Source organism: Bacillus sp. FSL K6-3149, from assembly GCF_038630515.1.
Classification (GTDB): domain Bacteria; phylum Bacillota; class Bacilli; order Bacillales; family Bacillaceae; genus Bacillus; species Bacillus pumilus.
Genome location: NZ_CP152034.1, coordinates 1983781 through 2007879, shown reverse-complemented (window position 1 = coordinate 2007879; position 24099 = coordinate 1983781). Strand labels below are relative to the sequence as shown.

General features: G+C 41.1%; 27 protein-coding genes. 11 read left to right on the top strand and 16 right to left on the bottom strand.

From position 1 onward, the window contains the following. Nucleotide 1 precedes the first annotated feature (1 nt). Nucleotides 2-745: an MBL fold metallo-hydrolase gene (locus MHB83_RS10070; RefSeq protein WP_050945473.1), complete on the bottom strand. Its 744-nt coding sequence runs from the start codon at nt 743-745 to the stop codon at nt 2-4. 156 nt (nt 746-901) lie between these two features. On the opposite strand from MHB83_RS10070, the gene yhfH reads away from it, so the two are divergent. Both yhfH and MHB83_RS10060 read left to right on the top strand, forming a co-directional pair. Next, nucleotides 902-1039 (top strand): protein YhfH, encoded by a 138-nt coding sequence (gene yhfH / locus MHB83_RS10065; protein ID WP_008359029.1) that lies wholly within the window; start codon nt 902-904, stop codon nt 1037-1039. A 339-nt stretch (nt 1040-1378) separates the two neighbouring features. Beyond that, nucleotides 1379-2668, top strand: coding sequence for a cation:dicarboxylase symporter family transporter (locus MHB83_RS10060; protein WP_003211494.1), 1290 nt, complete (start codon nt 1379-1381; stop codon nt 2666-2668). Nucleotides 2669-2701: 33 nt separating this feature from the next. On the opposite strand, the gene MHB83_RS10055 is transcribed toward MHB83_RS10060, so the two are convergent. The 7 genes from MHB83_RS10055 to MHB83_RS10025 all read right to left on the bottom strand — a co-directional run bounded on the left by MHB83_RS10055 (nt 2702) and on the right by MHB83_RS10025 (nt 12719). Further along, entirely contained in the window at nt 2702-3751 is a 1050-nt protein-coding gene (locus MHB83_RS10055) for a M42 family metallopeptidase (RefSeq protein WP_003212389.1), read from the bottom strand. Nucleotides 3752-3869: 118 nt separating this feature from the next. After that, nucleotides 3870-6179, bottom strand: a complete 2310-nt coding sequence (locus tag MHB83_RS10050) for a YhgE/Pip domain-containing protein (protein WP_137054828.1) — start codon at nt 6177-6179, stop codon at nt 3870-3872. Between the two features lie 62 nt (nt 6180-6241). Then, nucleotides 6242-6820 carry a TetR/AcrR family transcriptional regulator gene (locus MHB83_RS10045; protein WP_034620016.1) on the bottom strand — a complete coding sequence of 193 codons (579 nt, stop codon included), beginning with the start codon at nt 6818-6820 and terminating at the stop codon, nt 6242-6244. A 174-nt stretch (nt 6821-6994) separates the two neighbouring features. Further along, nucleotides 6995-8407: a protoporphyrinogen oxidase gene (gene hemY / locus MHB83_RS10040; protein WP_050945386.1), complete on the bottom strand. Its 1413-nt coding sequence runs from the start codon at nt 8405-8407 to the stop codon at nt 6995-6997. Nucleotides 8408-8429: 22 nt separating this feature from the next. Beyond that, nucleotides 8430-9368: a ferrochelatase gene (gene hemH / locus MHB83_RS10035; protein WP_137054829.1), complete on the bottom strand. Its 939-nt coding sequence runs from the start codon at nt 9366-9368 to the stop codon at nt 8430-8432. 32 nt (nt 9369-9400) lie between these two features. Beyond that, a complete protein-coding gene (gene hemE / locus MHB83_RS10030; RefSeq protein WP_003211982.1) occupies nt 9401-10459 on the bottom strand; it encodes a uroporphyrinogen decarboxylase in 1059 nt (352 codons plus the stop codon). Nucleotides 10460-10583: 124 nt separating this feature from the next. Then, entirely contained in the window at nt 10584-12719 is a 2136-nt protein-coding gene (locus tag MHB83_RS10025) for a PBP1A family penicillin-binding protein (RefSeq protein WP_342496285.1), read from the bottom strand. Nucleotides 12720-12846: 127 nt separating this feature from the next. Between MHB83_RS10025 and MHB83_RS10020 the strand changes: the two genes are divergently transcribed. Further along, the gene (locus tag MHB83_RS10020; protein WP_003211655.1) at nt 12847-13332 is read left to right on the top strand and encodes an antibiotic biosynthesis monooxygenase; all 486 of its coding nucleotides are present in this window, start codon (nt 12847-12849) and stop codon (nt 13330-13332) included. A gap of 64 nt (nt 13333-13396) precedes the next feature. Here MHB83_RS10020 and MHB83_RS10015 read toward each other — a convergent pair whose 3' ends face one another. Then, nucleotides 13397-13549, bottom strand: coding sequence for a hypothetical protein (locus tag MHB83_RS10015; protein WP_253622765.1), 153 nt, complete (start codon nt 13547-13549; stop codon nt 13397-13399). Nucleotides 13550-13831: 282 nt separating this feature from the next. Between MHB83_RS10015 and MHB83_RS10010 the strand changes: the two genes are divergently transcribed. Further along, entirely contained in the window at nt 13832-15019 is a 1188-nt protein-coding gene (locus MHB83_RS10010; protein WP_050945390.1) for a M20 family metallopeptidase, read from the top strand. Between the two features lie 28 nt (nt 15020-15047). Here the strand turns inward: MHB83_RS10010 and MHB83_RS10005 are convergent, their stop codons facing one another. From MHB83_RS10005 to MHB83_RS09995, 3 genes are read right to left on the bottom strand one after another with little or no spacing between them, the layout of a single operon-like run. After that, nucleotides 15048-15755, bottom strand: a complete 708-nt coding sequence (locus MHB83_RS10005) for an EcsC family protein (RefSeq protein ID WP_253622766.1) — start codon at nt 15753-15755, stop codon at nt 15048-15050. A gap of 53 nt (nt 15756-15808) precedes the next feature. After that, a complete protein-coding gene (locus MHB83_RS10000; RefSeq protein ID WP_106029917.1) occupies nt 15809-17029 on the bottom strand; it encodes an ABC transporter permease in 1221 nt (406 codons plus the stop codon). Next, nucleotides 17022-17762, bottom strand: coding sequence for an ABC transporter ATP-binding protein (locus tag MHB83_RS09995; protein WP_003212171.1), 741 nt, complete (start codon nt 17760-17762; stop codon nt 17022-17024). Before MHB83_RS09995 ends, MHB83_RS10000 begins: the two co-directional genes overlap by 8 nt. Nucleotides 17763-18249: 487 nt before the next feature. Here MHB83_RS09995 and MHB83_RS09990 point away from each other — a divergent pair, with 487 nt between their 5' ends. The 3 genes from MHB83_RS09990 to MHB83_RS09980 all read left to right on the top strand — a co-directional run bounded on the left by MHB83_RS09990 (nt 18250) and on the right by MHB83_RS09980 (nt 20759). Beyond that, a complete protein-coding gene (locus MHB83_RS09990; protein ID WP_003212458.1) occupies nt 18250-18678 on the top strand; it encodes an HIT family protein in 429 nt (142 codons plus the stop codon). Nucleotides 18679-19035: 357 nt separating this feature from the next. Continuing rightward, nucleotides 19036-20115, top strand: a complete 1080-nt coding sequence (gene serC, locus MHB83_RS09985) for a 3-phosphoserine/phosphohydroxythreonine transaminase (protein WP_342496284.1) — start codon at nt 19036-19038, stop codon at nt 20113-20115. A gap of 125 nt (nt 20116-20240) precedes the next feature. Continuing rightward, complete coding sequence (locus MHB83_RS09980; RefSeq protein ID WP_003212065.1) at nt 20241-20759, top strand: tryptophan transporter; 519 nt, start codon at nt 20241-20243, stop codon at nt 20757-20759. Between the two features lie 49 nt (nt 20760-20808). Here the strand turns inward: MHB83_RS09980 and MHB83_RS09975 are convergent, their stop codons facing one another. Continuing rightward, on the bottom strand, nt 20809-21000 hold the full coding sequence (locus MHB83_RS09975) for a hypothetical protein (RefSeq protein ID WP_342496283.1): 192 nt from the start codon (nt 20998-21000) through the stop codon (nt 20809-20811). 128 nt (nt 21001-21128) lie between these two features. Between MHB83_RS09975 and MHB83_RS09970 the strand changes: the two genes are divergently transcribed. Together MHB83_RS09970 and MHB83_RS09965 are read left to right on the top strand one after the other, a co-directional pair. Further along, entirely contained in the window at nt 21129-21485 is a 357-nt protein-coding gene (locus tag MHB83_RS09970) for a YtxH domain-containing protein (RefSeq protein WP_007497160.1), read from the top strand. Nucleotides 21486-21672: 187 nt separating this feature from the next. Then, entirely contained in the window at nt 21673-22296 is a 624-nt protein-coding gene (locus MHB83_RS09965; RefSeq protein WP_050945393.1) for an HTH-type transcriptional regulator Hpr, read from the top strand. Here MHB83_RS09965 and MHB83_RS09960 read toward each other — a convergent pair. Beyond that, nucleotides 22271-22618, bottom strand: a complete 348-nt coding sequence (locus MHB83_RS09960) for a YhaI family protein (protein ID WP_050945394.1) — start codon at nt 22616-22618, stop codon at nt 22271-22273. The genes MHB83_RS09965 and MHB83_RS09960 overlap by 26 nt on opposite strands. Before the next feature lie 233 nt (nt 22619-22851). On the opposite strand from MHB83_RS09960, the gene MHB83_RS09955 reads away from it, so the two are divergent. After that, a complete protein-coding gene (locus MHB83_RS09955; RefSeq protein WP_003210901.1) occupies nt 22852-23370 on the top strand; it encodes a DUF3267 domain-containing protein in 519 nt (172 codons plus the stop codon). A gap of 82 nt (nt 23371-23452) precedes the next feature. Beyond that, nucleotides 23453-23638 carry a hypothetical protein gene (locus MHB83_RS09950; RefSeq protein ID WP_072368131.1) on the top strand — a complete coding sequence of 62 codons (186 nt, stop codon included), beginning with the start codon at nt 23453-23455 and terminating at the stop codon, nt 23636-23638. Nucleotides 23639-23691: 53 nt separating this feature from the next. Here MHB83_RS09950 and MHB83_RS09945 read toward each other — a convergent pair whose 3' ends face one another. Further along, a complete protein-coding gene (locus tag MHB83_RS09945) occupies nt 23692-23781 on the bottom strand; it encodes a YjcZ family sporulation protein (protein WP_017360317.1) in 90 nt (29 codons plus the stop codon). A 146-nt stretch (nt 23782-23927) separates the two neighbouring features. Beyond that, nucleotides 23928-24014: a YjcZ family sporulation protein gene (locus MHB83_RS09940; RefSeq protein WP_008361129.1), complete on the bottom strand. Its 87-nt coding sequence runs from the start codon at nt 24012-24014 to the stop codon at nt 23928-23930. Nucleotides 24015-24099: the final 85 nt, after the last annotated feature.

Genomic DNA, 24099 nt, shown 5'->3' with positions numbered 1-24099 from the left:
TCTATCTTCCTTCCTTGTTCCATCTAAGCCCTGAATGGGCAAGCTGTATATTGCCAGTATATAACGCCTGTGCTTCATTGACTAGGTCTTTATGACGACCAAAATGGGGCAGGTGGGTGATGATCAGTTCCCCAACATTTGCTTCCTTTGCAAGCTTGCCCACCTCTGTACTATTCATATGTCCTGCACTCGATCCATCCTGTCCAGCGTAAAAATTGCTTTCAGCAATCAGTAGATCTGCATCCTTGCTAAATGGGATAAATGCCTCCTGATCACTTGAGTCTGCTGTATACACCACCACAGCATCCCCCGCCTGAATTCTCATCGCATAGCATTCTGCCGGATGAACCGTTTTCAAAAAATCAATTTGAAATGGACCAATTTGAATACCCTCTTCTGGCTGATAAGCCTTTGCCTTAGTATGTACATCATCCGCAAGCCGCCCAAATGCTTCTTGATTACCTGTATGTCCATAGATCGGAAGCGGACCGCTGCTTTTTCCTAAATGATATCCCACTAGCTTCGCATATTGGAGTGGTCCGATATCTGCAATATGATCGTGGTGATAATGAGAAAGGAGAACAGCATCTAGTTCTTCTATATCTATGTATTGCTGCAGTTTGGAAAGAACACCGCTTCCGCAGTCTACAAGTAGACGAAAGCCATCTGATTCAAAAAGATACCCTGACGTCGCTTCACCAGCGGCCGGGAATCCTCCGTAGCATCCAATGACAGTTAATTTCATCGTCATTTTTCCCTCCTTTTCTAAAAATCCCCTTCTTACAATATACCCATTTTTCATAAAAAAAGCATTCTTCTTGCCTATTGTTACAAAACAGATTGACAATTATTAATCTGTTATAATACAATAATAGCAACAAAACGTATTGGAGGATGACAAATGCTAGGAAAAATCACAGAATTTTTTAGAAATTTGCCTTCAAAAAAATGCACAAAATGTGGAAATGATTTAATGGAACAACACGAGTGTTACGGTAATGAATGTGAGGAATGCTCACAAGTAAGTTATCTTAAATAAGGTAATAAATTGAATTAAAAAGCACTTTTTTCCTCCGTCGTCAGTTGGAGTCAAAAGTGCTTTTTATTTTTTCTGAAAAATAGGTAAAAAGGTAAAACCCTTGTCCTAAAAGGGTTTTTTAGTATTTTCATCTGATGAGTTTTAGTTCCGAAGGCACTTTTTATTGACTTGAATCAATAAAGGAGGTTCTAAATGTTCATTTTTTCAAATAATTTTGTATTTTCTTAATATAATTTAATCGTGGACGAACCTCTTTAATTTTAGTTATACTTTATTTCATATATTAAAACTTAATATGATGGGAATATTCCTTTAATGAATATGCTAGGGAGGAAATCTATGAAAAAATTAAAATTTGGATTAGCGACACAAATCCTAATCGGTCTTATTCTCGGTGTCGTTGTTGGGGCAATCTTTTTCGGTAACCCAGGCGTTGAGACTTATTTAAAACCAATTGGAGACTTCTTCTTAAGACTCATTAAGATGATTGTTATACCAATTGTCGTATCTAGCTTAATTTTAGGAGTTGCAGGTGCCGGTGATGGTAAAAAGGTAGGGAAGCTTGGTTTTAGAACCATTCTTTATTTTGAAATTATCACAACATTTGCGATTATCCTTGGTCTTGTGCTTGCTAACTTTGTTCAACCTGGTGCAGGCGTTGACTTTGGAAATACGGAAAAACAAGATATTAGCCAGTATGTTGAAACGGAAAAAGAGCAAAGCAGCAAATCAGTTGCTGATACGTTCCTTCATATCGTTCCAACGAACTTCTTCCAATCATTGGCGGAAGGTGATTTGCTTGCGATTATTTTCTTCACTGTGCTATTTGCTCTTGGCGTTTCTGCCATTGGTGAACGCGGCAAACCAGTGCTCGCCTTCTTTGAAGGTGTATCACACGCCATGTTCCATGTCGTCAATGTTGTGATGAAAGCTGCACCATTTGGTGTCTTCGCACTCATTGGCGTGACTGTATCAAAATTTGGTCTTGAATCTCTTATTTCATTAGGTAAGCTTGTAGGTCTTGTTTATTTTGCGCTCGCTCTCTTCCTTATCGTTGTATTCGGAATTATTGGAAAGATGATTGGCGTCAATATTTTCAGATTTCTTGCTTACATGAAAGACGAAATGCTTCTTGCCTTTAGTACATCAAGCTCTGAAACAGTTTTACCAAGAGTCATGGATAAAATGGAGCGCATTGGATGTCCGAAGGGAATTGTTTCTTTTGTTATCCCAATCGGTTATACGTTTAACCTGGACGGCTCCGTCTTGTATCAAGCGATTGCTGCGCTTTTCCTTGCACAGGTATATGGCATTGACCTCACGATCGTCCAGCAGCTCACACTTGTTCTTGTGCTGATGGTGACATCTAAAGGAATGGCTGCCGTTCCTGGTACGTCCTTTGTTGTATTACTCGCCACATTAGGAACGATTGGTGTTCCTGCTGAAGGTCTTGCATTTATTGCAGGTGTGGATCGTATCATGGATATGGCGCGAACAGTTGTTAACTTAACAGGAAATGCACTTGCAGCTGTTGTGATGTCTAAATGGGAAGGGCAATATGACCCTGAAAAAGGACATCGCGTGATGACTGGACAAGATGTACCTGAACCGACACAGCTTTCAAGCTAATGAAAAAGAACCCCATTTATTGGGGTTCTTTTTTTATACTGTGATTAAGGATGATTGCACGTAGTGATAAAGAAGATTCGCTGTATGGACAAGGGAATCTTCATGCGTTCGTTCAAAAGCATGCGAGGAATCGATCCCTGGACCAATCAGTCCATGAATGATATCATGCCCTGCTCGAATCGCTGCTGATGCATCAGAGCCGTAATAAGGGTAAATATCTAAACGGTAATCTATGTTGTTCTCTTCTGCTAATGCAGCTAAATGCTTGCGTAATCCATAATGATAAGGACCGCTTGAGTCCTTCACACAAATAGACACGCTGTATTCATCTGTTGATTGACCATCGCCGATCGCTCCCATATCGACAGCAAGATATTCCACCGTTTCTTCGGGAATATTGGAGTTACCTCCGTAGCCAATCTCTTCATTATTAGAAATTAAGAAGTGCGTCGTATGCGGCAGTGTGATATTTTCCTTTTGAATGCGGTGGATGAGTCGTAGCAAAAGCGCTACACTTGCCTTGTCATCAAGGTGTCTTGATTTAATAAAACCTGATGACGTCACTTCCACTCTAGGATCAAATGAGATAAAGTCCCCTACTTGAATCCCAAGTGCTTTGACATCGTCTGCATTTTTCACCTTTTCATCGAGACGAATCTCCATATTTTCTTGGTTTCGTTTTGCTTTTCCTGCATCCGCATAGACATGAACGGACGTTTGATGCATAAGAATAGTACCTGTGTATGTATGACCTGTTGCTGTTTCAATTTCACAATATTCGCCTTCAATTGAGTTATATTGAAAGCCTCCAATGAGTGCAAGACGAAGCCGTCCATTTGATTTAATTTCCTTTACCATTGCACCGAGCGTATCGACATGTGCTGTCAGCATGCGGTGTTCCTTGTCATCAGTTCCTTTAATAGTAGCAATTAAGCCGCCCTTACGATTTCGTTTTGTCTCAATATTTACATCTTGTAAAAAGCGTTCAACAAAGCCGATCACCTTTTCTGTATTCCCTGACGGACTGGGGATCGATACGAGCTTTTGAATTAGCTGAACGGTTTCGTTTACTTCAGTAGTCATTCGGCATTTCCTCCTTTGTGTGAAAGCAATTCCTTCCATTAAAATATATCGCTTCGGGTTCAAGATGTCTAATTTCAAATCAAAAATCCTTCCTCTATCAAGAGAAAGGATTCATTGATTAAGCTTCGTCTTGTTTCATTTTTCTTACGTTCCAAGCAAAGTATGCAGTTGTTGCCGCCATCATGATGATCGCAACTGTACCGAGAATCGCTGCTTGGTGCCATAAATAGCTGTCATCACCGCTTGCAATGATCGTTCTAAATCCATTGATTGTATACGTCATTGGAAGCAGACTATGAATGACTTGGAAGAACTTCGGCACAAGCTCAAGCGGGAATGTACCAGCACTTGCTGCGAGCTGAAGAACTAAGATAATGACGGCAATGAAGCGTCCTGGGTTCCCCATTGTTGTTGCTAGCAGCTGAATAATCGCTAAGAATGTCAGACTGACGACGATCGCAAAGAGATAGAAGCGCCAGAGGCTTTCCACCTCAAGACCAAGCCCAAAGATGAGCATCGTACTTGCAATGACTGCTTGAAGGATACCGACAAGTAGAAGCACGCTATATTTGCTGACAAACCATTCAAACGCATTTCTAGGGCGGCCAGCAGGGTCTTTCATTGGGAATACGACGGTGAGCATTAGAGCCCCAACAAAGAGTCCCATGGATAAAATATAAGGCGTGAGCCCTGTTCCATAATTATCAATCTTCTTCGCTGTATCATTTTCTGTTTTAACTGGGCTAGCAATCATATTGTAATTGTCTTGCCCCGCATCAATTTCTCCTGTTTCATCAGCGGCGCTTTTCAATTTATTGGACAGCTTACCTGTACCGCTCTTTAAATCTCCCAATCCTTTATCAAGCGATTTTGAGCCTTCGGCAAGCTTAGATGTATTGCTTTGGATATTTGTTGAACCACTTTCCAGCTTATTTAACGCTGCGCTCAGCTGGCTTGATCCATTCGCAAGCTTATCCGCACCGCTTTTCGCTGTATCAAGCTTTCCATTTGCTGTTTGCAGGCCATCTTGTAATTGGCCTTGACCTGTTTGAAGCTTCAGTGCACCTTGATACAATTTATTCGTACCAGACGTCATTTGGTCGATCGCATTTTGTATCGCAACTGTAGATGTGTACAGCTGTTCTGTTTTCTCTGGTAGCTGTTTGACTTGCTGCAGCTGCGCTTTTGCAGATGTAACTGCTTGTTGAACCTCACTTGCATCAGGCAGTTCCTGCAAGGCCGCTAAGCTTTGTTCGAGTCCAGACAGATCAGGCAGTTCGATTTTAGGCAGACTGTCAAGCTGATCCATTGCCGCCTTTTTCTCTTCATCTGTCATGGAGCTGTTTTGGATAATGCTTTTTACATTAGCATCTCGATTTGATAGTGCTTCTTTTAATGAAGCAAGTTTTGTACTGAACGTTTTTGCGTCTTCTTTCACCTGATCGAGTTTAGGCGCCACCTTCTCTAAATTCGCTAATTCTGGTGACGACAAGACTTTTTCTACTGCTGCAATTTTTTCCGAAAAGGATTGGGCTTTGTTGTTTAGCTGCTCAATGCCTGCTGTGAATTGCGGCATTTTAGAAGCGAGCTGCTGATGTCCTTCTCGGCTTGTGTTTAATCCTTCGGTTAATGTATCAATTCCTGTACCAAGCTCTCCAAATTTCTGATCAATGGTTTGATAGCCTGTTAGGAGCTGACCAAGCCCACTGTCTAGAGACTGTATGCCTGTGTTCAGTTCACCCATTTTCCCTGCGAACTGATGAACACCTTCGCTATAGGTTAACGTACCTTCAGCCAATTTGGCTAAGTTGTCTTTTAATTTCGTACTGCCATCTTTTGCGCTTTTTGTTCCGTCATCAATTTTCTTCGCGCCATCGCTTGCTTGATCTAATCCTTTTGCAATCGTTTTGAAGTTATCAAAGATGACCTCGGCGTAATTTTTTGTGACTTCTTTTGAAACCGAATCTTTTAATTTGATAATGGCATTATTCGCAATTTGTGACGCCGCATAGTTGGCGCCTGGATTCGTATAATATTTCAGATTCGATTTTTTCGGATGTTTATCTAGCACTGTACTTGCATTTTTCGAGAAATTCTTTGGTATTTCCACCACGAGGTAATAGTCCTCGTTATTTAATCCTTTTATAGCCTTTTCATGACTATCGACAAAGTTCCATTTGAAATTATCGTTTTTCTTTAATTCCTTTACTAAATCATCGCCGACTTGAAGGGTTTTTCCGTCATAATGACTGCCTTCATCCAAGTTGACAACCGCTACAGGTAATTGATCAACTGTACCATAAGGGTCCCAGTATGCTTTTAAAAATACACCACTGTAAATCAGCGGAATAAATAAGACAGCTAAAATCGGGATCAGTAGTTTTTTGCTCGTTACAATGTCCTTCCATTGATTCCGAATTAAATTCATTGCTGTTTCCTCCCATAGATGAATGACTAAATATACAATTTGGTCATTTGAACTCAAAAAAATTATGTTGTTGCAGATAGTCCTTTTAAGACATAAAGCTCCAGCGATTCGGCTACCTCTTCTTTTGTTAAAGGCTCGTATCGCTTTTCCCAATCAAAAATCAGTGCAATATATAGTTTCACCATCACAAATGCAGTCAATTCAGGATCACAAGGCTTAATGTCGCCTTTATCCATCGCTTCTTGCACTTTCATTTTGATATAGCGAATGATCATCTGCTCCATTTTTTCGATCATTTCCTTGACCGCTGACGTGCCAAGCTCTGCATTTTCCTGAAAAATCTTAATTGTGAGCTGGTGGTTTTTTCGAAATTCTAAAATTGCAAAGAGTGCTAAGTGAAGGTTTTCAGAGAAACTATTCTTCTCATCAATTGCCTCATCCGCAATTTTCCTCATCTCTAGTAAAAGGGATGTGAAAATTTCATCAAACAACTCTTCTTTGTTTTTGAAAAATGTATAAATGGTTCCTTTTCCGACGTTGGCAAGCTTTGCCACAAGGTCCATTGTGGTCGCTTTATACCCGAATTGAGTAAATGCTTTCGTCGCACCATCTAAAATCATTTGTCTCCTATCAACACTCATGTTCTCACTCCCGGAATGACTATTTGAACGTTTTGGTCATTAAGTACAGAAAGTAATATACCATATCCTTTTCCCCAGATGCAACAACTTTGTTCACATTTATGATTCCCAACTCTTTTTGAATGATTCGAACATGAAAAACTCCCTTTCCATGACAGAAAAGGGAGTTGTTTTTTATGAAAATAGATACGATACAGCCTCTGAGATGGCGGCTTTTCCTTGATCAATACAATCAGGGATTCCAACACCTTCAAATGCAGCACCTGTGATATAAACACCAGGATATGATTGCTTAAACGTTTCTCGCATGTTCGAAATAGCTTTCTGATGACCGACGTGATATTGCGGCATACTTGTCTTCCAGCGAGTCACTGTCGTCAATTCTGGATCTGCTTTAATATCCATGATTTTCTTTAAATCTTCTAGCACGATGCTGACGATTTGACTGTCTGACTGCTCGACAATCGATTCGTCACCAGCTTTTCCGACATACGCACGCAATAGCGTTTTTCCTTTCGGAGCGGTATGCGGCCACTTTTTGTTTGTCCACGTACAGGCTGTAATAGAGAAATCACTGTTTCTTGAGATAACAAAACCAGTGCCGTCATATTCATTATGAACATCCTCTTCTTTAAAACCGAGTGCTACTGTTGCAACAGAAGTAGAGGTCATGTCATGCAAATACTCTAGCCCTGCTTCTTTAGGAAACATGGAATAAATCGATTGATGCGGCGTCGTGACAATGGCTGAATCGGCAAAAAGCGTTTGACCGCTGTCTAATTGCAAGCCATAGCCTCCATCCGTTTTTTCAATCTGTTTTACTTTTGTCCCTTTATACACCTTTGTCAGCTTGAGCTTACTTTCTACTGCTTCCACAAGCGACTGCAACCCTTGATTGATCGTTTGGAACTGTCCTTGTTTTTTCGCAGTCACCTGCTGCGCTTTCGCATGCTGCTGTGATTTTTTCATCCCAAGAATCAAACTGCGATGCTGCTGTTCTGTTTGATAAAATTGCGGGAAGGTGGACATTAAGCTCAGGCGGTCAATATCCCCTGCATAAATGCCTGATAGAAGCGGTTCAATTAAATTCTCAACGACCTCATCACCCACACGTCTTCTAAAAAATTCACCAAGCGACTGATCTTCGGTCTGCTTGCTTTTTGGCAACACGAAATCCATCGCCGCTCTTGCTTTTCCCGCAACTGAAAAAAGACCAGTTGTAATAAATGGGCTGATTTGAGTTGGAATGCCCATAACAGCACCCTTTGGCATCGGGTGAAGCTTTTCATTGACCAGTACATACGCTTGCCCAGTTTCATTATTGACGAGCTGATCGGACAGACCGACATCTTTCGCAAGCTGCGGCCCACTGACCTTTCTTTCTAAAAATGAATCAGGCCCACGTTCAATGATGTAGCCGTCTTTATATAATGTTTGTATTTTTCCACCTAGCCTAGGGCTCGCTTCAATAAGTGATATTTGAATCGGAAGACCTTTTTCTTCGACTTCCTTTTCCAAATAGAAGGCGGCGGCTAAACCAGTGATGCCACCGCCAATGATGACAAGGTGTTTTTGATTGTCATGCATAGGATCGCCTTCTTTTATATGATTACTTGCTTTCGTCAAGCTTCTTTAATACGACTGTTGCCAGAGCATCAATAAATGCTGGTTTCGCATTTGGCATTTCTGGACGATAGTAGGCTGCACCAATTTCATCTGTCACGACTTTACATTCATAATCGTTGTCGTATAACACTTCAAGATGATCAGCGACAAAACCAACAGGCACATACACGAATGTTTGATAGCCTTTTTGTTCAAATAAGTCCCGCGTTAAGTCTTGTACGTCTGGTCCAAGCCATGGATCCGGCGTATTGCCTTCACTTTGCCAGCCAATTTCATAGTGTTCAATTCCCGCACCTTCTGCAATCATTTTGGCAGATTGTGCGAGCTGATCAGGATATGGATCTCCTGCTGCAATAATTTTTTCAGGAAGGCTGTGTGCAGACACAATAAGTACCGCGGAATCTCTTTCCTCTTGACTCATTGATGCATACGTATCCTTCACTTGCTTCACCCAATAGTCCACAAACTTCGGCTCATCGTACCAGCTTTCAACAGACGTAATCTGTAGATTGCCGAGCTTGTCTGCCTCATCTTGTGCACGTTTGTTATATGATTTCACACTAAAGGTAGAGAAATGCGGCGCTAAAACGATACTCACAGCTTCTGTCATGCCGTCCCTGTGCATGTCAGCAACTGCATCCTCGATGAAAGGCTCGATATGTTTTAAGCCAATGTACACATGAAATTCAATGTCGTCTTGAATGTCATTCAAGTGCTCACACAAACCATGTGCCTGCTGCTCTGTAATTTTTGATAAAGGAGAAATACCGCCGATTGCCTTGTATCGATCCTTTAAATCTTGCAGCATTTCCGGCTCCGGCTTTCTGCCTCTACGAATATGTGTATAATAACGCTCAATGTCTTCTTCTTTATATGGGGTGCCATATGCCATGACAAGAAGCCCCATTTTCTTTTTCTCCACAACCAACACTCCTTCAGATCAATTGAAATAGTTTAGATGGATGATTTTTTATGTGTAGCTGAATAGTCGTGAATAAAATCGGTCAGCTTCTTTAACGTATCTGGTGAAACATCTGGAAATACCCCATGACCTAGGTTAAAGATGAAGTGATCTGATTTCATCCCTTGATCTAATATGTCTTTTGCTCTTTCTTCAATGACTTCCCAAGGAGAAAGTAAGATCGTTGGATCAAGATTTCCTTGTAACGTTTTTGTGAGCCCTTCTTTTCGCGCTTCGTCTACACTCATACGCCAATCAAGTCCAACGACGTCTAGCGGCAGGTCATGCCAATCTTTCACGAGATGGCTTGCACCAACTCCGTACATGATCATTGGTACATTTTCACTCTTCAACTCTGTGAAAATTCGCTGCATGACAGGTTTAATGAATGTCCGGTAGTCTGCTGCATTTAAAGCGCCCACCCATGAGTCGAAGATTTGAAACGCACTGACCCCTGCTTTTACCTGCGCGCGTATGTACGTGATCGTCATATCAGCTAATTTGTTCATGAGCAGCATCCATGTCTCAGGCTCACTGTACATGAGCGCTTTTGTTTTATGATAGTTTTTAGACGGGCCGCCCTCAATCATATAGCTAGCCATCGTAAATGGTGCACCAGCAAAACCGATGAGCGGTACATTCAGCTGCTCCTTCGTTAAAAGCTGAATCGTATCAAGCACATATGGCAGGTCTTCTTCAGGATGAAGTTCCCCAAGACGTTCGATATCTGCTTTTGTCCGAATCGGTGAATCAATGACAGGTCCAATGCCATTTTTAATTTCAACGTCCACTCCAATAGCTGGAAGCGGGGTCATAATATCTTTATATAAAATCGCGGCATCTACACCATATTGTTCTACAGGAAGTCGTGTTACATAAGCACATAGCTCTGGCTGATGCGTAATTTCAAATAGCCCGTACTTTTCTTTAAGGGCACGATATTCAGGCTGTGAGCGTCCTGCCTGCCTCATATACCAAACTGGTACATGGTCTGTTTTTTCCCCTTTGCACGCCTTTAAGAACGTGTCATTAAAAGCCTTCGTTTTTCCCATTACCTTTCATTCCACCTTTCGCCTTACACTCTCTTTGTATAAGGCTCAAACACTGCTTTTACTATACCGCTTTTTCAAGGCACGGTATACTAAACCGGCTCATTGTTCAAAAAATCGCCGAATATTAACGTCCAAAAGCCTCTGGCTTGACATATGGACTGCCTTCTCCTTCTTCTTGCGTTTGGGTATTATATGGAACCACCTTATACTCCGCATCTGAAAACACATTGGCATACGGCATTGTGTAGCTGCCTACGCCTGTCACTGAATCGATCAGCGTCTCGTTCCCATTCCTCTTTTCATAAATACGGTATTCAACGCGTTTATCCTCCTGCTTGTCCCAAGACAGCTCTAATGTAAACAATCCTTTGATTTTAAACGCATAGCGGGCTTCAAATCCAGAAAGTCCTTCTAAATGAATTGGTGCTTGAAGTTCTTTAATCCCCTCTGGTTTTTTAAACGTTTCATTCGTTATTTGGGCTGCCGTTAAAATATCCTTAAACAGCTGCACTGGGTATTGACTTCCGCCAGTTAAATAGTGACTGTTATCGGTTTTGTCATACCCCATCCAAATCGCACCCGTTGTACTTGGCGTATAGCCGGCAAACCAAGCATCTTTTGTTGCACCCTTCACACCTGAATATGTGGTCGTGCCTGTTTTACCTGCTAAATCTCCAGCATATGAACCGCTCTGGGCTGTTCCGCCTTTGACGACTTGCTGCAGCATTCTTGTCATATTCCAAGCATTCTGCACGCTAAACACTCGTTCTGGCTTACTACGGTTTTTCTCTACCGTTTCTCCTTCATCATTGGTGATTTTCTGAATGAAGAAAGGCTTTTGATATACGCCTTCGTTTGCAAATGTGTGGAAAGCTCCTGCGATTTGAAGTGGAGAAACCCCTTTTTCTAAACCGCCAAGGGCTATCGCAAGTCCTTGATCCGAAATATCGATTCCCATTTTCTCGAGATATGTTTTCGAAGTATCAATACCAAGCTGGCTTAATGCCCACACCGCTGCTGTATTCTTACTTTTCATGAGGGCCTCCACCATCGTGACCTTGCCTTCATACTGTCCATCGTAATTCTTTGGTGAATAACCGTCATAGCTTTTTTCTTCGTCTTCAAGCAGGGAATAAGGTCGGAATTTTTTCTCCTGCAGCGCAGGTCCATATACCGCGATCGGCTTGAAAACAGATCCAGGCTGTCTAACAGCGGTCACCCTGTTATAACCCCTCGCTTGATATTCTCGTCCTCCAATTGCTGCTTTTACTCCACCTGACTCATTATCAATAAAGATGGCACTGCTTTCAGGAGAACCGCTTTTTCCCGGGAAATAACGGTTGTTTTTCATCGCATCGTAGGTGACCTTTTGCAGATTCATATCAATTGGAACTGTTATGGTATAACCACCTTGAAGCAATTGTTCATGTGAAATGGCATACTCTGATTCTGCTTCCTTAATGATAAGATCGACATAGCTATCGACCCAAGGCGTTTCTGATTTCTTTTTTAAATGAATGCCAAGTGTTCTCCCTTTTGCTTCTACTGTTTCTGTTGATGATAAATATCCTTGCTCATTCATTAAGTTAAGAATCGTGTCCCGTCTTTGTTTATTTTTATCAGGGTGTAAAACAGGCGAGTAAGTAGACGGCGCCTTTGGCATCGCAGCGAGTGTAGCCCCTTCGCTGACCGTTAAATCTTTCACATCTTTACTAAAGTAATAATTGGCTGCTGCTTGGATACCGTAGACGCCATGACCGAAGTAAAGCTGATTCAAATACATTTCGAGCAGCTTATCCTTTGAATAATCTCTTTCTAAATTAATTGCAATGATGACTTCTTTTGTTTTTCGCAGAAAGGTTTTGTCATTTGTGAGAAAAATATTTTTTGCGAGCTGCTGAGTAATTGTACTGCCGCCCTCTACCTTTCCACCTGCTAATATATCTCGATAAACCGCCCTTGAAATTGACTGTGCATCAATTCCATGATGCTCATAAAACCGCTTGTCCTCGACAGACACAAAGGCTTTTGCTACTTTATCAGGTACATCCTTTATTGACACAGGGTCCCGATTTTCTGAATACATACTTGTGAGTTCTTTTCCATTCCGATCAATGATTTGGGATGAAGCGTGAAATACAAGCTTCTTTTCATCTATGACATAATGTCCTAAAAATAAAATGGTCAGATAGCCAATAAATGAGAGTACGATTGTACTTCCTGCAATGACTAATGGAATGATTATCTTTTTTTTCTTCAAATTAGGTCACCTCATTCCTTTATACGGATAGTATGGGATGTATTGCTTCATAATATGTTTTATGGATTGACTACCAAAGAATTATATATCATTCTTTTGTTATACTATCAAGCGGGAGGCGGTTTAGATGAATGTCTATATAACCTATGGAACAGCAGATTTCTTACATAAAATCGCAAAGAAACACGATCAGGAAAATCTGCTTTATATGGTCGGAAAAGAACAAGCAGCTCTTTTCCATGAGACGGAGGGCGAGACTGTTTTTAAAGCCCCTCATGCCTATGATGTGATTTATGCGAAAGGTGAGCTAGTCCAACCTGGCTTCGTCACCTTGAATCATATCCCTGTGAAGCTTGAAAGCAGAGCACTGTTTGAATCTACTTTTCAGAAGAAGACGAACATTTCAGAACATCAGCGGGGCTTCCAGGCTCTTCGTGTTTTAAGACCGAAAAAAGATGAAGAAGTGTATTTGATTATGACACTCTGGGAATCAGAGGACTTATTTGAAGACTTTCAAGAATCAGAAGCATTCTTTCAGCCAAACGATGATACTGGCTCCATCTTCTCTCGTCCTGCTTATCTCACATCCTATCATGCCGTTACAGACAATTAAGGAAGTGCTGCTTTCAGCACTTCCTTTTTTTATGAAAAAAAGCCCAATCGCTGGGCTCTTCATTTTATTGTCGTGATGTCAGCTCGTACCGATGAATGATCGGCTGAAGTACATAGAAATTCAATAGGATCCATCCTAATAAGATCGGCCACTTCAACATGGGTGAAGCCCCTTTCAATTGAATGAGCATCACCAATAGCGGAATCAAACAGATCATGAAAAAACTCATTTTTGATACAAAGGTTTCTTTGATTTGATGCCGACAGCTTGGACACATCATCATTTTCGTATGTGATAAATGAAACTTTTCAACGAAAGAAAACGCTTTTGAACAATTTGGACAGCTTCCCAATACAATTCCTCCCTTTCTCCGCTTCATAGCACCTTCGACTTTTATGTAAAATGACCTTTTGATGCGCATACGACATTCTCTTCTGTTGAAAGATTCTAACAATTACCATACAATCAGTAAAAGAGCATGAAGGAGGTTTTCAAATCAATGACAATATCCACTTTACAAAAAAGCATCAATGAACGTCTTGATGAACATTATGAGGAAATGGTTGAAATTAGACGCCATCTCCACATGAATCCTGAACTTTCTTTCCAGGAAGAAGAAACAGCCGCTTTCATCGCCAGCTACTATGACAGATTACATATACCAACACGTACACAGGTGGGCGGCCATGGTGTACTCGCCTTTATCGAAGGAGCTTCTTCGGGCCCGACGATTGCCCTCAGGGCTGATTTCGATGCGCTTCCTATCCATGATGAAAAGGAAGTGCCTTACAAATCGACAAAGCCCGGTGTGATGCATGCCTGCGGGCACGATGGGCACACAGCGACACTACTTGTCTTAGCGAAAATTTTGAATGAGCACCGTGATCAATTAAAAGGGAAAATCGTCCTCATTCATCAGCATGCAGAAGAATATGCGCCAGGCGGTGCAAAACCAATGATCGAAGACGGCTGCTTAGACGGTGTCGATGTCATATTCGGGACGCATCTTTGGTCTCCAGAGCCTTGTGGCACGGTTCTTTATAAAAGCGGAAACTTTATGGCAGCTGCCGACCGCTTCTCTATCCGAGTTCAGGGGAAAGGCGGACACGGCGCCCAGCCTCACTTAACGAAAGATGCTGTACTTATCGGTTCACAAATCGTCACAAACTTGCAGCAAGTCGTTGCCCGTAAAGTCAATCCAGTTGATTCTGCTGTTGTATCTGTTGGAGGTTTTGTAGCAGAGAATGCTTTTAACGTCATTGCAGATTCTGCAGTTTTGACTGGTACTGCACGGTCCTTTGAAGAAAGTGCACGACACACCATCGAACGAGAAATTGAACAGGTCGTAAAAGGGGTGTGCGACATGCATGATGCCGGCTACACATATGAATATGTGAGAGGATATCCTGCTGTTAAAAATCATCCAAAGCCAACTGAATTTATTGCTGACATCGCAAAACAAACAGATGGTGTCACAGAAGTAAAAGAAGCGGAAACCCAAATGGGCGGAGAAGATTTTGCTTACTACCTTCAGCATGTCCCTGGTACCTTCTTTTACACAGGCGCCATGCCGGAAAACAGCGAAGACGCGTATCCCCATCACCACCCGAAGTTTGATATCAACGAAAAAGCAATGCCTATCGCAGCAAAGGTACTCGCCCGTGCTGTCCTTTCCTACGATGAATAAAAAAAGCCGCTGGCAAACAGCGGCTTTTCTATTTCATTTCTTTCAACACCCGTAAGTGAAACACATGACGAGCAACATCTCCGAGCTGTCCTGTCAGATGATGATTTGCCACACCGCCAACAGCGGCTCCGACAATCGGCATTAATTGAAACAGCTTCACTAGGTCAATGTAATCTCGATACTCCTGCTGAAAGCTGTACCAATCCATTTTCTCACGGCTCGTTTCCCAATCATCAATGATGCTGATCATTTTTTGACGATGCGCACTGCCGGAAAAGGCGAGTTGAAATATACAGAGCAAAAAGAGTCTTTCCTCTTTTTGAGACAAATCAAAGCCATAAATACATGCCAGTTCATAAAGACATTTCATCTTGATGCTAAGCAGCAGCGGAAAGTCTGCCATACCGAGCAAAATACCACCTGCACCTGTTCCAATTCCTTCGATCGCAGCTGCTTTTTGATAGTACTTCACTTTCTCCTTTGCCAGTTCATTTCGCTCAATGATGGATAATTGCTCATCAATGACTGAAAATGAAGTGAAGTGAGATCCTGATACGGTGGATTCAACCATTGTTTTGACCGCACTTGTGATGACTTGATGAAACCTGGCAGGGATTCGGCGGTTCACCTGCTGCTGAACTCCTTTTGAAAACCGTTCGATCTTTGAAGGTTTTCTTAAAAAACGCGTTTGAAAAAGAATGGCTTCTTCATATAACTCCCGTTCAGCTGCATTCATCCGGTCCCCTCCTTGATGTCATCATACGCTCGCTGTCAGAAACATATCTCTGCTTATCGCATCTTTTTTAATCGACTGAGTACGTAAGGCTTGAAGAGGACAAGCACAAATGCCAGTGAAATCAGAAGGGCAAGTCCACTTCCCTGCCATCCTCCTGCCGGTAGTACTGAACAGCTCAGCAATATCGATTGGATGATGAGCACGTTACGGACGAGAACAAAAAAGCTCCGATCCTTTTCTTGCTGAGCAACAGGATAAAGTGCCTGTAATGAAAGATGGGCAAAGTGCTTCGTTAACGGCACAAGCTGGACACCTGTGATGAACACGGTGAACAAGACAAGTAGCGCGCCCACCCAGCCTGCTGCACCTGTATACAAAATAATCAGGACAAACACGGCCGTTAATCTAAAAACGAGACCAAAATAGTCATTTGAGCGTACAAACGCCCTCACATACATATAAGAAAAAGTTTTACGCTGGTCATACGGAACAAACTGTAAAAGCCAGTCCATATAAGCTCTTCTTTTCACCTGTTTCTTTAAATGAGGCACATCTGTAAATAAATTGGCCAAACGATAAAAACGCTGTTTTCGTTTTAATTCGTCAGAAATATGCAATTCCCATTGAAAAGGCTGCTTTTTGACTGCATTGGTTAAGTAAACGAGATAGACACCATAGATGAGATAAAAAACGATTGCGATTGCATAAGATGCCTGTAAAACGGTATAGATTAAAATCATATTCAATAGAAAACGAAGGACTGCATCAAGCCATCTCATCTGTTTTCCTTGAAAATACGTCATTCTCCATTGAATCGCTGTATTCAGACCCTTGATCAAAATCATTTGCGCCAATATAAGCACATACATCTTGATGCCGCCTGAAGACACCGCCGAATAAAGCGGGAGTGCGACAATGGATACGGCAATGAGAGGAAACAGCTGAGAAATGAAGCTAAAGTTAAAAGCTTGTTTTAAATAAGGCTCCATCTTCCCTTCCAAAGGAAGCAAAAACACGAGATCTGCTTCTTTGATCAACGTCCGCACGTAAGAGCTTGTCAGCACCAATGAGAAAACAACTGCCATGACCCAGTAGGAAGGAAAATGAGCTGGAATTTGTTTGAGCCAGTTACTATACCAGCTCGCTCCGCCTGCAAGGAAAAAAATGAGCACAATGACAAGATGATCATTGAACATGTATTTTAAATATTTTCTTGTATCTTGTATGTGTTCCGCTAACCGGGATTTCCAAATGCTTTGCGTCGTTTTACTCATAGCTTTCTTCCTTTGTTAATTCCAAATAAAGATCATCGAGTGTCGCATCTCTCATATTGAACTGTTCTCTCAGCTCTGTCAGTGTTCCTTTCGCTCTAATTTCCCCTTCGTGCAAAATAATAAAGGAATCACAATAGCGTTCAGCTGTCGCCAAGATATGCGTTGACATCAGGACACTAGCGCCGTTTTTCTTTGCAGCATTCATCCGTTCAAGCAGTGCATTAATCGCAAGAGGATCAAGCCCTAAGAACGGTTCATCGATGATATACAGTTCCGGTTCAACAAGAAACGCACACATAATCATGACCTTCTGCTTCATTCCTTTTGAAAAATGAGCAGGGAACCACTTCAAACGTTTCTCCATTCGAAATTCTTTCAGCAATGACGGCAGACGCTCATCTAATTGTTCCTTTGACAGTCCGTAAGCCATCGCTGTCAGCTCTAAATGCTCTTTTAAAGTTAATTCTTCATATAATACAGGTGTTTCTGGAATAAACGTAAATTGCGAACGATACGCCTCTTGATCATCTTGAAGGGTTCGTCCATTCAATTCAATAACACCTTTATGCGGTTTCATGAGTCCGATGATATGGCGAATGGTTGTGCTTTTCCCCGCCCCGTTTAAGCCGATGAGACCGACGATTTGATTTCTTTCTAATTCAAATGAGATATTTTTTAGAACGGGATTCTTCGTATATCCACCCGTTACATCTTTTACAGTGAGAAGGGACATGAATTCGTTCCTTTCTTTCGTTTTTCCTTTATAGTAACAAAAACGAAAGGTAATTTGAAATGTTTACCTATAGACAAGTCAAGAATAAAAAATAGGCGTCTTGGTCATCATAATGTATGTAGAAGAAATGAACTTGATGACCAATAAGTAAATGAGGTGTTTGTTAAAGGCAAAGAACCGCATGACAAGTTGGTTTTTCATCTAAAAACCTTAGCTTCTGTTTTGCTTCACTGATTCTTGATTTTTGTGTCCTATACAATATGTATACGACAAACCAAAACGTCAAATGAGGTGTTTACGGCAGAAATAGCAGGCATATGAATTCTTTATTTCAGTAAATAGAGAATTCAAAAGGCATATCGAATGAAAGCATCAGCATTTCTTCTGCAGGAGCAGGATGAGCGACCAAAGGAGTTCGCTTGTCCTGTTTTCTTTTTTGCTCATTTTTGTGATACGATGAAGGAAAATGAATGAGGAGTGACATGACGTGAGCGATTGTATTTTTTGCAAGATCATTGATGGAGACATTCCATGTGCAAAAGTATATGAAGACGAGCATGTATTGGCTTTTCTAGATATTAGCCAAGTAACAAAAGGGCATACCCTTGTAATCCCAAAAATACATAAAGAAAACATCTACGAAATGACACCAGAAGTGTCTAATCACTACTTCCAAGCGATTCCGAAAATTGCAAGAGCCATCAAACAGGAATTTGAACCCATTGGATTAAACCTTTTAAACAACAACGGCGAAAAAGCCGGACAATCTGTGTTCCATTACCATATGCATATCATTCCGCGCTACGGCAAAGGCGATGGCTTTGGTGCCGTATGGAAATCACATCAAGATCAATACACGTCAGAGGATTTAAAAGAGATTTCTTCTGCCATCCACACGCGCCTTACCTCATCTTAATAGATGAGGTAAGATTGTTGACAAAGGGCTAAAATGATCTTTATTTTAGCCCTTTGTCTTCTTTTCAGCGTGATTGAAAACCTTTGAAGTCTAGGAAGGACGAGCACCGAAGCAGAGCGAATTTGACATTCGTGAGCACCAGCGCGCAGAACTGACAACGAATGCGAGGGTTTGTCTACACGCTGACCTCATCTTAATAGATGAGGTTTTTCTTATTTCTGCCCCCCTTTTATCCCCTCCATCTCTTAATAGTAAGATATTTAAAACGATTCAAATTTTTTGTCCAATTGCTTCAAATTTGTGATAGGATGGTTTTATCTTTTGATCCATTAACGCGAGAAATAGGGAGAGATTGTGATGAAGCGAACGACGAATTTTAATGCTGGTCCGGCGGCACTGCCGCTAGAAGTGCTTGAAAAAGCACAGGAAGAACTTGTTGATTTTAAACAAACTGGGATGTCTGTGATGGAGCTGTCTCATCGCAGCGGTGAATATGAAGAAGTCCACAATAAGGCAAAAGCACTGTTGGTGGAACTGATGGACATTCCTGAAGATTACGAAGTCCTCTTTTTACAGGGCGGAGCTAGCCTTCAATTTGCGATGATTCCGATGAACTTCTTACATGAAGGCGAAACGGCTCATTTCATTCAAACTGGCGCTTGGTCAGAAAAAGCATTATCAGAAGCAAAAGGGTTTGGTGAAACATCTGTGTTTGCTTCAAGTGAAGACGACAACTACTCGTATATTCCAGAAGTAGATGCCTCCGGTTTAACAGATGGCGCTTACTTACACATCACATCAAACAATACGATCTTCGGCACTCAGTGGAAAACGTTCCCTTGTACATCATTACCGCTCATTGCGGATATGTCCAGTGATATTCTCAGCAAAAAAATCGATGTTTCTCAATTTGATCTCATTTATGCTGGGGCACAAAAAAACCTAGGGCCTTCTGGTATCACGATTGTGATCGCGCGCAAACGTTTATTAGAAAAAGAGAAAAGCAGCACACCGAAAATATTAAAATATTCAACACACGCAAAAGCTGGCTCTCTTTATCACACACCACCGACTTTTGCGATTTATATGCTGTCTCTTGTCCTTGAGCATGTTAAACAGGCTGGCGGCGTAGAAGCAGCGGAAAAACGCAATGAACAAAAAGCAGGCATTCTCTATGACACAATTGATCAAAGCGGCGGTTTTTACAAAGGACACGCACGCACTGACAGCCGTTCGCATATGAATGTCACATTTACCCTTCGTGATGATGCGCTCACTGCTTCCTTTGTAGAGAAAGCAAAGCAGGAACAAATGGTTGGACTTGCCGGCCACCGTTCTGTAGGTGGATGCAGAGCATCTATTTACAATGCGGTATCGATTGAAAACTGCCAAAAGCTTGCGGACTTTATGAAAAAGTTCCAGCAAGAAAATGAGTGAAAAAGCTTTTCTATAGAGAAATAAATTTGTTATAATAACGAGAAATATAAAGTGATGACTCTTGCAATAAATGATGAGCCATATTATTGGAGAGTTCTAAGAGCTTAGCAGAGGAGAGCATAGAAATGAAAACAAAAGAATTAGTCATTATGTCATTGCTTGCAGCAATGGGAGCTGTTTTGCATACGATTTTCCCGCCCATCTTTTTCGGAATGAAACCTGATATGATGCTGGTTATGATGTTTTTAAGCATCATCCTTTTCCCAAAGGTACAGCATGTAGTGGTTATTGCCCTCGTAACAGGCGCCATTTCTGCATTAACAACAGGTTTCCCAGGCGGACAAATTCCGAATATGATTGATAAACCAGTAACAGCCTTTATCTTCTTAGCCCTTTTCTTATCTTGCATGAAGATAAAGAACAAAGTAGTGCTAACCGCTGTGTTAACTGCGATTGGAACCATCGTATCCGGCGTGATTTTCCTATCTGCCGCATTACTGATCACTGGACTGCCAGCTGCATTACCGGCACTTCTTGTAGGCGTCGTCCTGCCAGCAGCCGTGATTAATACCATTGCCATGGTATTTGTCTTCCCAATTGCTCAGTCCATTCTCAGACGTGCAAGAATGATAGAAGTTGCTTAACAAATAATCGAACCTCTTCATAATAGATGAAGAGGTTTTTTTCATACTTTTATAAAAGAAAAAGGGTCAGCAGCAAAATGAGGAGCGAAATTCCTGCACCTGCCGCACACACAAGTGCTTTTTGCTTTAATACATGTTTTGGCGGATAAGACCCTGCATACCCCAGCTGTCTTGCATAATGAATAGAACCACCTATAAAAACGACACCGATACACGTAAAAACGAACAGAAAGACAGACAACCTTCTCCCCTCCCTTTTCTTCAAAAGTATGCTAAAATAAAGCAAGCTATGTATGGAAGTTCAATGAAGCTGATCGTCAGCTCAGAGAGAACATGCGAATGTGTAAAATTTGACTAGAGGTGATTTGAATGGCTAGTGGACGTTCTTTATTAACAGGATTATTTGTAGGCGGTCTCCTCGGAGGTGCGGCAGTGCTCCTGACGACTCCCTCTTCTGGCAGAGATGTGCGCGGAAAGATGAAAGATGGCTATGACAAATTCGAAGATACGCTGACAAGATTAAAAAGAGATGGACAGGCTTTAAAAGAGCAAATTGTTGAAACAGCAAAAGAAAGCGCAGAGGTCATTAAAGAAGTCGGAACTGAATTACAAACATCGATTCAGCAATGGCGTGAAGAAATCAAGCCTCACCAGCAGGACTTGCAAAAGGAAATTCAGGAAATTGAGGAAAAGCTCAAGCAACTGGAGAAAACCTTACAAAACTAATATACTCAAGAAAAAATATTCGTTTACAAAAGTGTGCGGGGTGCGTATCCCGCACTTTTTTTGTTGAAAAAAGGTTATTTTGTCAATGTTTTTCATGAGTTTTAAAAATTCTTGAATTTTCAGCTTTATTAATCTTTATTTTATTGGCATAATAGAATTACAAGAAAAAGAGAAGTAGGTGAAATGGATGAATCATTCGGAAAAGCCTTTCGATGTAAAAGAAGCACTTTTATTCAGTCAAAGAATGGCCCAATTGAGCAAAGCTCTTTGGAAATCCATTGAAAAGGACTGGCAGCAGTGGATCAAACCGTATAACCTAAATATCAATGAACATCATATTTTGTGGATTGCGTATCAATTAAAAGGAGCTTCAATATCAGAAATTGCAAAGTTTGGCGTCATGCATGTATCAACGGCGTTTAACTTCTCCAAGAAACTTGAGGAACGAGGATTTTTAAAATTTTCTAAAAAGTTAAACGATAAACGCAATACGTATATTGAGCTAACGCCAAAAGGCGAAGAGACATTCCATAAACTACTCGAAGATTATGACCCTGCACGAACTGGTATTGTCAAAGGTGCACAGCCGCTTCATGACATTTACGGAAAGTTCCCTGAGATTTTAGAAATGATGTGTATTATCCGAAACATCTATGGTGAGGACTTCATGGAGATTTTTGAGAAATCGTTTTCAAACATTGAGAAGGACTTTTTGGATGAGCGAGGAAAAGTCACGAAAAAACCTGAGGAACTTGAAGACTCAGCTGATGCAGCAGAAAAAGCGGCTAATAAAGCAAATCAAATTGTTTAATGATCTTTATAAATTCATTCATTAACGGCTGAAACAGCCCTTGATCACGCAATGCAAATATCGTCTCATGCACATCCAGCTTTTCAATTAACTGTCCTGCAAAAAGCGCAAGCATATCGTCAAACATGACGTAGCCTTGTGCTTTTTGCTTGTCCATTTCCTCTGAAAGCTCAGCACAAATACGCTCAATTTCCTGCGCCTCTTCCTTCGATACCCGCTGCCTGATCAATAATGCATAATATGGATAACGGCTCATATCGGTCGCCGTCAGCAAAAGTTCCATATAATATTCGAGCTGGCTCATTCGTTCCTCAATACTCATGTACGTTCCCTCTTTCTCTTAGTCTTTCTATTCTAGCCGAAATTACTCATTGACGAAAGAGACGAACCTCCCTCTTCTGTCTTTTTTTCTTGAAAAATCCAAAGTTTCCTCTCTTTATTCCATGTGAACACAACATTTTATTTTTTTTCATGAAAACCATTGATTTTTATCCTCAGGAAGAGTAAATTATCTTGAGATATTCAATTAGTTTTTTAAGATTGGAAGGATGAAAAATGAATTGTTGGAAAACCATTAATCTTGAAAAGGATTATGGTTATACAAGACTGCTGATTTCAGCCATAAGTCTTGCTATACTTTTTTTCATTACGGCTTTTTTATGTTTTCAACTGACTCATCCTGAAACGAGACTAAGCAGTCACAACGCACCGCTTTTTGCGATGCTTTTACTTGTGACATTGCTTGTCCACCGCGTGGTTCACTTGATCCCAGTGATGAAAAACAAGAAAAAAATGACGCTATTTAAACGCAATTGCTGGCAGCGTGTACCAAAGAACATCATGCTTTATTCACTTCTCAGTCCATTTTGTGTGATTTCACCGGTTTACTTTGTGTTAGGTGTGGCTTTTCCTATGTATGCACACTATTTTATCATCATCGCAAGTATTCATGCAGGCTATTGTTTGCCTGACTTTTTATTTGCATGGAAACTGCTCAAAGCACCTAAATCCTGCATCATCGATCAAGCCCAAGACGAGTTTGATATTTTAGTTGACCAAACATCCTCATCATGAGGTTTTTAAAGCCAACTTCTATCTTTTTCATAAAAAATTTGGTAATGTAGTATGGGAATAGCATAGAGAGGGGGGATCTCCGATAGTTTTATTTTACTTCATCGTCTTTGCCGCGTTTATTGTGTATTCAATAAACAGGCTTACTAATACATTATGCCTTGTCAGAGAGATTCCTGAAGAACGGCAAGATAAGGTGTTTCGCTTTATCAATGTATCGATACTGATCTTACTGATCTCATCATTTGTTGAAATTACCATATCTATTTAAGATCAAAGCAAAAGCTGCCAGTTTGAGGGCAGCTTTTTGTGTATATTCATTAATTAGCAAATCCAAGATGCACCGATAATGATCAATAAGATGAATAACACGACGACTAGTGCAAAACCGCCAGCGAAGACTTCTCCTCCCATGTAAAAAACACCTCCTGCCAGTTCTTCCTCTGTTCTAAGCTCAGTGTATGCTATAAAATTGAAAACGTTTAGGCACCTGTCATCGTTTGAAAAAAGAACCGCCCGCACGCATGGCAGGACGGCTCCTTTCTGTCACAGCGATTTAATTAATAAAGATATGCTGCACCAACGATGATCAGCAAAATGAATAGCACGACCAATAAAGCAAACCCATTAGAATATCCTGCTCCCATATAATTCAGCCTCCTTTTTGTGATCACTATATGTGTATGTAGCGCGCAAATTTTTGACTAGACGAATGCCCTCCCATTTGCATTT